The 13,661-nt window shown below is 62.8% G+C and carries 8 protein-coding genes; 3 read left to right on the top strand and 5 right to left on the bottom strand.

Annotated elements, in window-relative coordinates:
* The first annotated feature begins 171 nt into the window (after nucleotides 1-171).
* Both modD and XH98_RS04320 read left to right on the top strand, forming a co-directional pair.
* On the top strand, nucleotides 172-1,095 hold the full coding sequence (modD, locus tag XH98_RS04325; protein ID WP_271617884.1) for a ModD protein: 924 nt from the start codon (nucleotides 172-174) through the stop codon (nucleotides 1,093-1,095).
* A gap of 351 nt (nucleotides 1,096-1,446) precedes the next feature.
* Nucleotides 1,447-4,545 (top strand): EAL domain-containing protein, encoded by a 3,099-nt coding sequence (locus tag XH98_RS04320; RefSeq protein ID WP_271617883.1) that lies wholly within the window; start codon nucleotides 1,447-1,449, stop codon nucleotides 4,543-4,545.
* Nucleotides 4,546-4,643: 98 nt separating this feature from the next.
* On the opposite strand, the gene XH98_RS04315 is transcribed toward XH98_RS04320, so the two are convergent.
* The 5 genes from XH98_RS04315 to XH98_RS04295 all read right to left on the bottom strand — a co-directional run bounded on the left by XH98_RS04315 (nucleotide 4,644) and on the right by XH98_RS04295 (nucleotide 10,677).
* A complete protein-coding gene (locus tag XH98_RS04315) occupies nucleotides 4,644-5,591 on the bottom strand; it encodes an ABC transporter permease (protein WP_271617882.1) in 948 nt (315 codons plus the stop codon).
* Nucleotides 5,591-6,538: an ABC transporter permease gene (locus XH98_RS04310; protein WP_271617984.1), complete on the bottom strand. Its 948-nt coding sequence runs from the start codon at nucleotides 6,536-6,538 to the stop codon at nucleotides 5,591-5,593. The genes XH98_RS04315 and XH98_RS04310 overlap by 1 nt, the downstream gene beginning before the upstream one ends.
* Nucleotides 6,539-6,573: 35 nt before the next feature.
* Nucleotides 6,574-8,049, bottom strand: coding sequence for a sugar ABC transporter ATP-binding protein (locus tag XH98_RS04305; RefSeq protein ID WP_271617881.1), 1,476 nt, complete (start codon nucleotides 8,047-8,049; stop codon nucleotides 6,574-6,576).
* A 38-nt stretch (nucleotides 8,050-8,087) separates the two neighbouring features.
* The gene (locus XH98_RS04300) at nucleotides 8,088-9,107 is read right to left on the bottom strand and encodes a substrate-binding domain-containing protein (RefSeq protein ID WP_271617880.1); all 1,020 of its coding nucleotides are present in this window, start codon (nucleotides 9,105-9,107) and stop codon (nucleotides 8,088-8,090) included.
* 232 nt (nucleotides 9,108-9,339) lie between these two features.
* Nucleotides 9,340-10,677, bottom strand: a complete 1,338-nt coding sequence (locus XH98_RS04295) for an AraC family transcriptional regulator (RefSeq protein WP_271617879.1) — start codon at nucleotides 10,675-10,677, stop codon at nucleotides 9,340-9,342.
* 215 nt (nucleotides 10,678-10,892) lie between these two features.
* On the opposite strand from XH98_RS04295, the gene XH98_RS04290 reads away from it, so the two are divergent.
* Complete coding sequence (locus tag XH98_RS04290) at nucleotides 10,893-13,553, top strand: flavin-containing monooxygenase (protein ID WP_271617878.1); 2,661 nt, start codon at nucleotides 10,893-10,895, stop codon at nucleotides 13,551-13,553.
* Nucleotides 13,554-13,661 lie beyond the last annotated feature (108 nt).

The following is a 13,661-nucleotide window of genomic DNA, read 5'->3' as shown; positions in this document are numbered from 1 at the left end:
CGGGCTCAGCAATCGGCGTGCCGGATAGGGCAGGCGGTGCTTGGTGCGCGCCTTGCAGAATTGATCGTCAAAAGCGCAACTTCCTGTCCCTTGCGGCGGAAGCGCCGACGATCCGTGTCGGGTTTGCGACAAAGTCGTCGGCAAGCCGACACCAATGAAAGGAAGCGGGCCATGGCAACCGTTGCATCGCGTGCCGAGCTCGAGCGTCTGCTGGAAGATGATGTGCCTTACGGCGACCTCACCACCGAGGCGCTTGGCATCGGTGCGATCGATGGCGTCATGCGGTTTGTCGCGCGCGCATCGATGGTCCTGGCGCTCGTCGAGGATGCCGCCGCGATCATCGCGCTCGCCGGCTGCGAGGTTGAGCTGTTCGCTTCATCCGGCGCGACGCTGGAGCAGGGCGCGCCGATCCTCGAGGCACGCGGGCCGGCCGCCGGCCTGCTGCGGAGCTGGAAGGTCGCGCAGACCCTGATCGAAATCTGGTCGGGTGTCGCCAGCGAGACCCGCGCCATCGTCAACGCGGCGAGGGCGGTGGCGCCGCAGATTCCGGTCGCCTGCACCCGCAAGAACGTGCCGGGTACCAAGCGCTTTGCCGTCGCGGCGGTGAAGGCCGGCGGCGCCGTGATGCATCGGCTCGGCCTGTCCGAGACCGTGCTGGTGTTTCCCGAGCACCGCGCGTTTCTCGGCGAGCTGCCGCTGTTTCAGGCGGTCGAACGATTACGCCGGGCCGCGCCAGAAAAGAAACTCGTGATCGAGGTGAAGACGGCCGATGCGGCCCTTGCCGCCGCGGTCGCCGGTTTCGACGTGATCCAGGCGGAGAGGTTTTCGCCAGCCGAGGTCGCTGCGTTGGTCAAACGCATGGCGTCGATGGCCTATACACGCGAACGCCCCATCATCGCTGCTGCCGGCGGCGTCAATGCAGCCAATGCTGCAGCCTATGCAGAGGCCGGCAGCGATGTCCTGGTGACGTCAGCGCCGTATCTGGCCAAGCCAAAGGACGTGCAGGTATGGATCGCTGCCAAGGATGAAAGGCGACGCTCGCCCTTGTCGAATTTCGGTCGGACGGAGCGGCAGGCGCATTCGACGACGACGTAGCGGAAGCCTCACTCCCCCCACCACCGAGAAAGCGCATCCGGCGCGACGCGCGGGCTCTCCGGCATCAAGCCCGGCTGGACCCACGGCACACTGGCTGGGTTTCGTGCGCGTCGCGACAATGACAAACGATGGCGGAGCTTCGATTTGAATAGGCTCGGCGTGCGAGATTCGTGATTTTGTCGGCAGGGAAGACGTACCAGTGTGCTGCGGAGCTCCCTGCCATTAACATATGTTAGTCTTGAGCTGTCCTTTGATGCGCAAGCGGCGATCCGTTAAGGCCTGAAACACCACCTGCATTTACGGGTCCTTCGTCTCTCTCCCCTAGCCTCGGGCCGGGCAGGACGATCTTTGATGGGCTTCTTCGCGCGCTTACGTGCTTCTTTCGCTATAGGCGACACGACACATCCTCTCGGCAGTTCCGTGCTTGTCGAGCAGTTCCGCGTGCTCCGCGAGCAGGTGCCGGTGCTTTATGCCGTGCTCTTGGTCAACAGTGTCAGTGTGGGCCTGGTCCTTCCGAACACCGTGTCCATCTGGCTGCGATTTGCCTTGCCGGCCGTTCTCCTGGCAGCCTGCCTGGTTCGGGTGGCCCAGTGGTTCCGGTTGAGGAACGCCGACCTGACCGCCGCCGAATCGTACCGAGAACTCGCAAGAGTTCGCCTCGCCGCGGTGGTGCTCAGCGCTGGCTTTGTGACCTGGATCCTGGCGCTGTTCATGACGGTCGAGCCCGGCCTGCGCGCGTCGGTTGCTCTGCTCCTCTTCATGGGTTGCGTCGGGATCGCCTACTGTCTTGGCAGTTTCCCGCCGGCGTCTCGTCTGGTGATGTTGATTGCCGGCGCACCGATCGCGACGCTTCTGCTGCTCTCCGGCGATGCTGTCCTGGTCTCGGTCGGGATCAATCTGCTGGCGCTGCTCACCTTGCTCGCCAGGATGATCAACACCAATTTCCGCTCCTTCGTTAAGCTGGTCGAAACCCACGGACGACTGTCTGCGGAGGGAGATCGCGCGCGGGCCGCAGAGCAGACGGCAACCGCGTTCGCGGAGCGCTTCGACAGGGCGCTCAACAACATGTCCCAAGGCCTCTGCTTCTTTGACGATGATCAGCGCCTGATCGTCTGCAACAGGCAGTATCTCGAGGTCTACGATCTGGATCCGAAGCTGGTCCGGCCCGGCATGAAGCTGAACGACATCGTCGATCTCCGCTATTCGGTCGGCAGCGCGCCGAAGATGACGAAAGAGGACTATCTCGTCTGGCGCAACAGCGCTCCGATCATCGCCGAGAGTTCGGATACGACCGTCGAATTGAGCAACGGCCGGATGGTGCGGATCCGGCATCGCCCGATGGAGGGAAAGGGCTGGGTCGCGACCCACGAGGACATCACCGAGCGTCATCGCACCGAGAGGGCTCTTACGGAAGCCAAGGCCGCGGCCGAGCAGGCCGAAGCAGCTGCCCGCGCGGCTCACACCCACCTGACCGAAGCCCTCGATGTGGTCCCCGAAGGGCTTGCTGTTTTCGATAAGGACGATCGTCTGGTTCTCTGGAATCGTCGATATGCCGACCTCTACGCCGCGAGCCGCGAAGCACTTGCCGTCGGGTCTCCTTTCGAGGCCATTCTTCGCACCGGCCTGGCGGCGGGACAGTACCCGGAGGCCGTGGGGCGGGAAGAGCAGTGGCTTGCCGACCGCCTGGCCCGCCACGCATTGCCGCACTACTCGCATGAGCAGCATCTGGTCGGTGACCGCTGGGTCCGGGTCGAGGAAAGGCGAACCAGTGACGGAGGCAGCATTGGAGTGCGGATCGACATCACTGACCTGAAGCGCCGGGAGGCCTCCTTCCGCCTCCTTTTCGAGGAAAATCCTCTTCCGATGTGGGTGGCTGAGGCGACCACGGGGCGCCTGCTGGCTGTGAACGGCGCGATGTGCCGGCACTACGGCTATTCCCGCCAGGACCTGCTGGTGATGTACGAGCATGACTTGCAATCTCATGATCAAGAGCATGGCAAGCGGGATTGCGAGCTGCACAAGACGGCCGACGGAGAAGCGATTCAGGTCGTGATCGATTCCAGGCCGCTGCTGTATGACGGGCAGCCGGCTCGTGTCAGCGTGGCCTTCGACGTGACCGAACGAAATCGAGCGCAGCAGCGGGTGAGCTATCTCGCATGTCATGATGCCCTCACCGAGCTCCCCAACAGGGCTGCCCTGGATGAGCAGCTCGGCACCGCTATCGAGCGCGCGGAGATCACCGACGGCGCCTTCGCCGTGCTTTGCATCGACCTCGATCATTTCAAGGAGATCAACGACCGTTTCGGTCATGCCGTCGGCGACGCCGTCCTGCGCGAAGCTTCGAGACGGCTGCAGGAGGCCGCGCAAGGGGCCTACGTGGCGCGCGTCGGCGGTGACGAATTCATCGGGATTGCCGATCAGTTGCCGCTACCTGCGACCGCCGAGCTGCTCGCCACGCGCATGCGGGAACAGTTCGAGCAACCGATCGAGGTCGAGGACCGTGCCCTGAAAATCGACCTTTGTGTCGGCGTCGCCCTGTATCCGAGAGATGCGGACAATGCCGTCGCGCTGTTGGCAAACGCGGATGCAGCGCTTTATCGGGCCAAGCACGAGGGCAGGGGTGCCATTCGGCTGTTCACCAGCGCCATGGACCAGCAGCTGCGCAACCGCCGCGCGCTGGAGCACGATCTGCGAGGCGCCGTCGAGCGGGGAGAGCTGTACCTGCAGTATCAGCCGCAGCAGGACCGCAACGGCGCGCTGATGGGCTACGAGGCGCTGGTTCGCTGGCGGCATCCGGTGCGCGGCGTCATTCCGCCTGGAGACTTCATTCCGATCGCCGAACAGAGCGGCGCGATCGCGCAAATTGACGACTGGGTCCTGACGGAGGCTTGCCTGGAAGCGGCTTCCTGGGATCAGCCGCTACGGGTCGCGGTCAACGTCTCGGCCGCCCAGTTCCGCCGCGAAAACCTCGATCGGCAGGTCCGCCAGGCGCTGCGGCAGAGCGGCCTTTCGGCGGCTCGCCTGGAGCTGGAAATCACCGAAGGCGTCCTGATCGAAGATGTTCCTCGAGCCAAGCGAACGATGGAGGCGCTCAAGGCACTCGGTGTCCTGATAGCCCTGGACGATTTCGGCACAGGATATTCTTCGCTGTCCTATCTCGAAGCGTTTCCGCTGGACCGGATCAAGATCGACAGGTCCTTCGTCGCCTCGCTCGGCCAGAGCGAGCGTTCGCTCGCGATCGTGCGGGCTGTGATCGGTCTTGCCCATGGGCTCGGAGTTCCGGTTCTCGCGGAAGGAATCGAGACGAACGCTCAGATGGATCTCCTGGTCCAGGAAGGCTGCGACGAGATGCAGGGATATCTCATTGGTCGGCCGCGGAGCCTCCGACCGACGAAGCAAATGAGGGATGCTTCAAGTCAAGCGCATCGTCGCGCAGCCGCCGCCGAGTGAAGGTCGTTTGCTGCCTGGCTCGTAACAATCGGTCGTGAATCAAGGGGCCAACGCAGCTTCGCAGGTCGAGGTCGGGACCTTTCCGATCGTGCCTGACCCTAGTCCCGCTTTTTCTCTCCACCGGCGGCCGAGATGACAGCGACGATGACGAAGCCGGTCACCAGGAGCCGGACGCCGGCGCTGACTCCAAAAGTGTTCAACATGGTCAGGAGCAGGACGAGGAAGAGCGCCGCGCCCCAAAGCCCCGCGACATTGGCTTTGCCGCCGGCAACCGAGGTGCCTCCGATCACGACCACCGCGACAGAGGCGAGCAGATATTCATTGCCGATATCGACGTTGGCGCCGCGGAAATAACCGGCCAGCAATGCCCCGTCGAGACCGCCGAGCGTGCCCGACAGCGCGTAGGTGGCAAAGCGCACCCATCCGACCCGGATTCCCGCAAGCCTTGCCGCCCGAATGTTCTGGCCGATCGCCAGCACCGATCGTCCATAAACGGTGCGCTGCAAAGCAATGCCGGCGGCGACGGTGAAGACCGCCGTGAGAATGGCGAGCAGGGGAATGCCGAGGATCTGGATGTTGGTGAAATCGGCAAAGCCCGGCGGTGGCTTGATTTGCAGACCGCGCCCGTAGCTGATGTCTATCGATTGGATAATGAAGCTCGCCGAAAGCGTCGCGATGATTGGCGGGATGCTTAGAGCGCGGATCAGGAGATAGTTGACGACGCCAATGGCGAGCCCGCAGCCGAGTGCGGCGGCGAGGCCGATGGCGACCAGACGGTCATCGCCGGCCATCACGGTCATCGCCACCGCGCTGGAAAGTCCGATATTGGCAGGCAACGACAGATCGACGTTGCCGGGGCCGAGCGTGATGACGAACATCTGCCCGATGCCGACCACCACGGTGAACACCGCAAGCGACAGCGCGGCGATGAGCATGCCGCCGGCGCCATAACCGCGAGTGAAGATAATCGCCGCGATCCACACCAGGGCCGCGCCGAGATAGGACCACATCCAGGGACTGGTGAACAGCCAACGCCGCGCCGCCATCATTGTTCGACCTCCCTGCGGCTGATCAACGCGCGCGCGGCGAGCACCACGATCAGAATGGCCCCGTTGGCGGCGACCTGCCAGTCCGGCGGAAGATGCATGAAGGTGAGAAGCGGGGAAGCCGCCAGCGCCAGCGTCAGCGCGCCGATCACGGCACCGATCGGGGAGACACGTCCGCCGACGAATTCGCCGCCGCCCAGGATGACGCCCGCGATCGAGAGCAGGGTGTAGCCGTTGCCGATGTTGGCGTCGCCGGACGTCGTGATGCCGATCAATGAGAGCCCCGACAGCACGCCGAACAGGCCGGCGCACGCGTATAGCACGATCTTGGCCTTCAGCAGTGACCAGCCGGCGCGACCGATCGCGGAGGCGTTGCCACCAGAGCCGCGCAGGATAGCTCCATAGGATGTTCGCATCAGGCCGAAATAGCTGACCGCAGCGATGATCAGCGCGGCCAGCACCGGAAACGGAACCAAGGGCGGCTTGACACTCATCGACGCCAATAGCCAGTCCGGCGCCCGACCGCCGGGTTTAGGCAGCAGAAGCACGGCGAGGCCCTGCCAGACGAAGTTCATGCCGAGAGTCACCACGATCGAAGGCAGGTTGCGCCAATGAATCAGCGCACCGAGCGCCGCATATACGCCGACGCAGCCGAGCAGCGTGAGGATTCCCAAGATAGGGGTGTCGCGCAGCCAGGTCGCCGTGACGCAGCCGACGAAACCCACGAAAGCGCCGATTGAGAGGTCGAGGTCGTTGCCGGTAATGATGAACATCTGCGCGACCGTCGCCAGCGCGATCGGGATCGCCAGATTTAGCATGAGAGTGAAGCCGAAATAGCTGATCGCGCGCTGGTTCAGCCAGGCGATGGCAAACAGCACCAGCGCCAGCGACAGGGCCGGCAGCAACGCGCGCAGCAGCCGCGGTGAATCCGTCTTGCCGAACGGCATGAATGCTGGCCGCGCCGCGACACTCGACTTGGCCGTCATCTCGGGTCGGTCCCGATGAAGGAGGACTGGATCACCTTTTCCTCGGTCAGCTCACCGCGGGCGAGGTCGGCGACGATAGCGCCGTTGCGGAACACGTAGACATGGTCGCACTTCTTCAATTCGTCGGTCTCCGTCGTGTACCAGATGAAGGTCCGCCCGCCGCGCGCCTCCTCGCGGATGAGATCATAAACTTCGAGCTTGGTGCCGACATCGACGCCGCGCATCGGGTCGTCCATCAATACAATGCGCGCCTCCGACCCAAGCGCGCGCGCAAACAGCGCCTTCTGCTGGTTGCCGCCTGACAGTGACAGAATGTTGTTGTGGATGTCGGGCGTGCGGATCTTGATCCTGTCGCGCCAGAAATTGGCCAGCGTGTCCTCCCGCCGGCGCGAAATCAAAACTCCCTGGCGCAGCTTGCGCAATGAGCATATGCCGATATTTTCCGCGATCGACCATAACGGGAAAATGCCGTCGGCTTGGCGATCGCCGGCCACCAAGGCAACCGTCGCCTTGACCGCGACGTCCGGGCGCGGGCTCGTCGCAGCCGCGAAAATCGCCAGCAGCAGATCGGTCTGCCCGTGGCCGGCAAGCCCGGCGAGGCCGATGATCTCTCCCTCGTGGGCGACCAGATCTGTGGATCCGCCCTGCTGTCGCGGGCGCGCGCGAACATGCAGGGGCGTTTTCCCTCGCGCCAAACGGTCGCCGGCGTTCGCCTCGGTCGTCGGCGCTTCCGTGCCGCCCATGGTGGTGACCAGCCGGTTGCGGTCGAAGGCCTCGGCGCGATCGGCAGCGATGGTCCGCCCGTCACGCATCACCACGATACGGTCGCTGTTTTGCAGGACCTCGCCGAGCAGGTGCGAGATGAAAATGCAGCTGATGCCATTGGCGACGGCCCGCCGCATGAAGGCGAGCAGCTGCCCGGCAGTGTGACTATCGAGCGAGGAGGTCGGCTCGTCCAGAATGACCAGACGCACCGGCTCATCGGTCGCAGTGAAGGCCCGCGCCACCTCGACCATCTGGCGGCGCGCAATTGGAAGATCCTGAATCAGGTCGGAGGCGCCGACGCCGTGACCCGGGAAGATCTCGTCGAGCTTGCTTGTGATCAGCGCGCCGGCCTTGCGACGCCAGTTCAGGCCGGTGAGCACCGGATGAAACACCCGTGTGTTCTCGGCCACCGTCAGGTTGGGGCAGAGCGACAGCTCCTGAAACACGCAGCGGATGCCGAGATGCTTGGCCCGCGCCGGTGCGTAGGCCTTCTGCTCGGCGCCGCCAATGACCACGCGCCCGCGATCCGCCGCGACGGTCCCCGCCAGTATATGCATCAGCGTGGATTTGCCGGCGCCATTGTGTCCGACCAGGCTGAGGCACTCGCCACTCTGGACTGTCAGATCGACGCCGTCCAGCGCACGGACGGCGCCGAAACGCTTTTCGACGCCGTCCAGTCTGACGATATCAGATGCTCCGATGGTCATTCACTGCCTGCGCCGAGCGGCCGTCAGCCATGGCCCCATCACTTCATGTTGGCTTTGATCGCGTCGATGGCATCCTGTTGGGTGTATTCGTGACTCGCGACACTGCCCTTCGGGATTTTCGGCAGTTCGGCTTCGAAGTCGGCCTGAGTGAAGGCGAGATAGGGCACCAGAAGATCGTGTGGAACCTTCTTGCCATCGAGCACCTGCTGGGCGACCCAGAATGCCAATGTCGATACGCCCGGTGCGATCGAGGCGGACCATGTCGTGTAACCGTCCTTGGCCTTCTGCTCCTTCCACCATTCCAGTTCGTCCTGCCGGTTGCCCATGATGATGGTCGGCCGCGGCTTGCCAGCCGCCGCGAAAGCTTGCGCGGCTCCGTAGCCGTCGCCGCCCTGGTCGACCACGCCGACGACCTCGGGCAGTGAAGGCAGCACGGTAGCTACCGCCTTTTGCGCCGTGGTCTGGTCCCAATCGCCAGTCACCGATCCGACGATCTTGAACTCCGGATGATCCTTGACCCCCTCCAGGATGCCGTTGTGGATGGCTTCGTCGATGGAGGTGCCGGCGAGGCCACGGATTTCCAGGAGGTTTCCGCCCTTGGGCTGGAATTTGGCCATCTGCGCCACTTCCTGCTTGCCCATGTCCTTGAAATCCACAACGACACGATAAGCGCAGGGCTCGCTGACGATACCATCGAAGGACACGACGACGATGCCGGCGTCGCAGGCCTGCTTGATGGCGCCGTTGAGGGCGTCCGGCGAAGACGCGTTGATGACGATCGCGTCATAGCCCTGCAGGATCAGGTTCTGGATCTGCGCGGCCTGGGTCGGCACTTCCTTGTCGGCGGTGGTGAACACGTCCGCCGCGGCGACGACCTTGTCCGCGACTGCCTTCTTCGTGACGATGTCGTAGCTCTTGAGCATCGCCTGGCGCCAGGAATTGCCGGCGTAGTTGTTGGAGAACGCGATCTTCTTGCCACTGGTATCGGCCAGGGCCGATCCGGCGAGGATCGCGCTGCCGATAGCTGACATGGCCACGATTAGGATAGCAGGCTTCATGGTTTCTCTCCCAAGTCATTGTTTGATATTCTCGAAGACGAGAGACTGCACACGAAAGACTGGCGGAAAAGCAAGTCCCGCCCGAGGTGGCGCTTCCCAGTTAGTCTCATTTTCGCCGATCCTCCGTCAAACGGTAAGTCCCCCCGCAGTGCGGCAATAATTTTGAGGCTGCGCTACCAACCGACACGGTTTGATGCGCTAGCCCACGCTCCTCTACGGACGGACTGCAACGTCAGGAAACGACCGGGTTAAGGTTGTCAGCGAGCGCGCCGACCAGGGACCCATGGACTTCCCGTCGTCGCTGCGTGTCTTCGGCCAAAAATACCTGGCGAACAGATTTTGGAGAGGATCCAAACCAACGGTGACATGCCCTGGTAAACGCTGACGTGTCGTTGAACTGAAGGCGTTCGGCGACTTGCGACAGAGAGAGGGTGGTTTGACGTAAGTAATCCGACGTCAGGCCGCGGCGAATATCGTCCACTATGGCATCGAAGCAGGTGTTTTCGGCCCGCAGACGCCGCTGTAGAGTTCTCACCGTTATGCAAAGTTCAGCTGCGACTTCCGCTTGGTTGACCGTTTCGGTGCCGATCATGCGAGAAATAATTCGCCGTACCTCGAATGTGGTGCTGGCCGCCCGAGAACCTTGCTGGGTTTGCAGGAAGTGCAGCGAAATGTCGCTCAAGAGATCGCTTCTCGCCTGATTTGGCCTATCGAGGTCGCGTGCGGAGAACACGAATCCGACTCGCGGCATCCCGAACTTTGGCGTTACCCCGAATACTTGACGATAGGCCGCAAGGCTTGCGGTCGGCAGATGCTTGAACCACACCTCTTTGCACACGTTCCCGCTGCAGCCCGACATCGATTTTGCAAATCCGTATCCGAGTCCCAGGCTGAGCTCATAAGTTTGGTTTGCGCGCGGCATTTTCGTCATCGCAATATCAAACGAAACGAAGCCGCCGCCATCTGATGCGGTTTCCAGGCGTACCTCACAGGCTGGACTATGATAGTGAATATATTTCTCGCAGAGCTGGATGCTTTCCCGCAAGGTACGTCCGTTCTGCATCGCCACGCCAAGGGCGCCTAGAACACTGATATCCTGCGCTTCGGCGATCGAGAGGCCGAGATCAGGAATGCCCTCGAGCGATGACACTCCCTCGACAAGCTCTATAGCCGATCGATACGAAACGAGATTTTCTTCCCACCGACTTTCGCTCGTATCTATGTTGATGGACCTCAGCCAGCGGGCGGCCCGGCTCGACCCAATCCGGCTGACCTGATTGAATCCTCGGATAGCCGCTGCGCGCAGCGGGGGATGTTCAAAAGCCACAGCGTTTCCTCCGTCGTCTGGCACGATCAGTTTTTTATGGTGGCTGGTAGAGTCTAACCTTCCTGTGGCTTGGTTTACCAGCGTGGTCGCCGCTTTCGCGCAGGTATTATGATACGGTGTGGGCTGTCGTCCGGCAACGCAGGAATCGCCAGCTCGAATGCCTTCGGGATGATCGTTGCAATGTGAGAATCCGAAGCGGTGTCGTTTGTCGCCAACGGTCAAGAATATGGCGTCTGGCAACAAGGACAGAGTCCTGGGGCTGACCAATAATCCCTTGCATGGCTGGCCGGGCCGTCGAGTGGACTGAACTCGTCGACCGACTGTGGAGCGCTCGAGAACACGGATCGCCCTGACATATGGCGTCCTCTGAACCGGCCTTCATCACTGTCAGGCAATCATGGTCTTGAACGCGCCGGCTCGTGAAGTCACGCGCGCAGGCCGTTGGGAGGAAGGTTGAAATGCCTGAGTTGAAATCAACCTCGAAAAAAGCACCCTTATCGACGGAAATCTTTGACGTCGTTGTGGTCGGCGCGGGGTTTTCCGGTCTCTATCTCCTGTACCGGCTGCGCAACGCCGGCTTCTCCAGCGCAGTTCTCGAGGAAGCCGAGGATGTCGGCGGGACCTGGTACTGGAATCGATATCCGGGCGCGCGCTGCGATATCCAGAGCATCGATTACAGCTACACGTTCGATCCGGAGCTTGAGAAGGCGTGGAAGTGGTCGGAAAAATATGCCACCCAGCCCGAAATCCTCCGCTATCTTGGATTTGTAGCCGATCGCTACGATTTGCGGCGCGACATTCGCTTTGCCAGCAAGGTCGTGGCAGCGAAGTGGGACGAGAGCGAGGAACGCTGGCTGCTGACCACCGACAAGGGCTCCACGGTGTCCTGCCGGTACTACATCATGGCTGCTGGAAACCTCTCCACGCCAAAGCCACCTGAAATCGATGGCGTTGAGGACTTCAAGGGAGAGATCTGTTTCACCGGCCGCTGGCCGCATCACGAAGTCAGGTTCGCCGGCAAGCGCGTGGGGGTGATCGGCACCGGATCGTCGGGTATCCAGGTGATTCCGAAGATCGCCGAACAGGCTGCACATCTGACTGTTTTTCAGCGCACGCCGAACTTCGCACTACCAGCCCGCAACGGTCCCGTGCCGGCTGAACGTCTCGCCATGCTGGAAGGCGATCGTGCCGGTTACCGGGAACAGGCGCGCTGGTCGCTTGCCGGCGTGCCTTACCCACAGCAAACGTTGGTCAGCTGGCAGCTGACGGATGCCGAGCGCCGCGCACGATTCGAGAAGGCGTGGGAACTCGGCGACCTGATCTATTGGGGGACGCAGCTCTGGTCGGATCAAGTCGGGGACGTCGATGGCAATGAGCTGGTGTGCGAGCTCATCCGGGAGAAGATCGCCGGCATTGTGAACGATCCCGAGACGGCCGCGGCGCTTATGCCCCACGACCATCCTTTCGGCGCCAAGCGCCCGTGTCTCGAGACCAACTACTACGCCACCTTTAACAGGCCCAACGTCACCCTGGTCGACCTGCGGCAGGAGCCGCTCACGTCGATCACCGCTTCCGGACTTGTTACCGATAAGCGCACGTTCGACCTCGACGTCATCGTGTTTGCCACCGGCTTCGACGCCATCACGGGCGCCCTCCTGTCGGTGCACCCGATTGCGGGTCGCGGCGGCAAATCCCTCTCAGAGGTCTGGGCCCGCGGTCCGCAGACCTATCTCGGATTGGCGGTGGCAGGATTTCCCAATTTCTTCATGATCACCGGCCCCTGCAGTCCGGCGGCACTCTCGAATGTGGTCGTGTCGATCGAGCAGCACGTCGACTGGGTGATCGATCGGATGGTAGCCGCACGCGAAGCCGGCTTCAGCACCATCGAGGCGACCGAAACCGCGCAGCAGGCTTGGGGCCGCCACGTAGCCGACTGCTCGATGCTCACCCTGCATCGGCTCGCCAACACCTGGTACACGGGCGCCAACGTTCCCGGTAAGCCGCAGGGCATCATGATGTATGCCGGCGGCGTAGGTGCCTATCGCGGGATCTGCGACGAGGTCGTCAACCGCGGCATGCTGGGCTTCAGGCTCACAGGCTCCAATGGCGCGGTGCAGTGCAACGACGGCGAAATCGTGCGTCTGCAGCCGGATGTGCGGCTGGTGTTGAACGCCTTGGCGGATATGAACCTGCCGCCGCTCGAGTCGATGGGTGCCGAGGGCGCGCGCGGCTTTCTGACCGAATTTAACAAGGGCCGTCCCCCGGGACGGCCGGTCGGTGAGGTGATCGACGGCACATTGCCTGGTACCGACGGCCCGCTGCGATACCGGCTCTACCGGCCGGCAAGCCCGGGACCTCATTCGATCGTCGTCTATTTCCATGGTGGCGGTTGGGTGCTGGGCGACGAGAAATCGGACGATCCGTTCTGCCGCGACATGTGCCGCCGTTCCGACATGATCTTCATCAGCGTCGGCTACCGGCATGCACCTGAGCATCGCTTCCCGGTGGCGGTGGAGGACGGATATGCGGCGACCCGTTGGATCGCCGAGCACGCCACCGAACTCGGTGGCAATGCCGGGGCGGTTCTCGTCGCCGGTTGGAGTGCCGGCGGCAACATCGCGGCTGTTACCTGCCAGCTGGCGCGCGATCGTGGCGGCCCGCAGATCGCCGGCCAGCTGCTGCTGTGTCCTGCAGTCGATTGCATCTTCGACCGCCCATCCTACGTCGACAATGCGACAGGCTACTTCCTGACCCGTTCACTGATGCACTGGTTCTGGGACATCTATTGCTCGCCTGCGGATCGTAAAGATCCTCGCGCTTCGCCGCTGCGCGGCGAGCTCGCAGGTCTGCCGCCAGCCTGTGTCGTGACCTGCGAGTTCGATCCGCTGCGGGACGAAGGCATCGCTTATGCGGAAGCGCTCGCTGCCGCTTTCGTTCCGGTCGAGCAAATTCAGGCGCGAGGCCATTTCCACGGCTCGTTCACCATGGTCGACGTGGTGGTTACGGGGGTCAGTGGCCGAGTGCAGATGGCGGAAGCGCTCCGCCGCTTCGCTGGAGTTTCCATGAGCGCAGGACGAGATGCCTTTGTCCCGCACAGAGCAGCCGCGGCTGCTGAATAGCGGCGCGCGACCGCTATCGCGATCGACAACGACGGACCGCCTCGCCCAGGAGGCGCTCCGCGCCCAGGACGAGTGGCGCCAAGAAACAAGAACTTGTCGTTTGGCGCA

Source organism: Bradyrhizobium sp. CCBAU 51745 (assembly GCF_028128715.1).
GTDB lineage: Bacteria > Pseudomonadota > Alphaproteobacteria > Rhizobiales > Xanthobacteraceae > Bradyrhizobium > Bradyrhizobium manausense.
This window is presented reverse-complemented; position numbering and strand designations above follow the sequence as displayed.

What these genes read in the sequence shown, in the direction of transcription:
- modD (WP_271617884.1), top strand. Translation starts at nt 172, where the DNA reads ATGGCAACCGTTGCATCGCGTGCCGAGCTCGAGCGTCTGCTGGAAGAT.
- XH98_RS04320 (WP_271617883.1), top strand. Translation starts at nt 1,447, where the DNA reads ATGGGCTTCTTCGCGCGCTTACGTGCTTCTTTCGCTATAGGCGACACG.
- XH98_RS04315 (WP_271617882.1), bottom strand. Translation starts at nt 5,591, where the DNA reads ATGGCGGCGCGGCGTTGGCTGTTCACCAGTCCCTGGATGTGGTCCTAT.
- XH98_RS04310 (WP_271617984.1), bottom strand. Translation starts at nt 6,538, where the DNA reads ATGCCGTTCGGCAAGACGGATTCACCGCGGCTGCTGCGCGCGTTGCTG.
- XH98_RS04305 (WP_271617881.1), bottom strand. Translation starts at nt 8,049, where the DNA reads ATGACCATCGGAGCATCTGATATCGTCAGACTGGACGGCGTCGAAAAG.
- XH98_RS04300 (WP_271617880.1), bottom strand. Translation starts at nt 9,107, where the DNA reads ATGAAGCCTGCTATCCTAATCGTGGCCATGTCAGCTATCGGCAGCGCG.
- XH98_RS04290 (WP_271617878.1), top strand. Translation starts at nt 10,893, where the DNA reads ATGCCTGAGTTGAAATCAACCTCGAAAAAAGCACCCTTATCGACGGAA.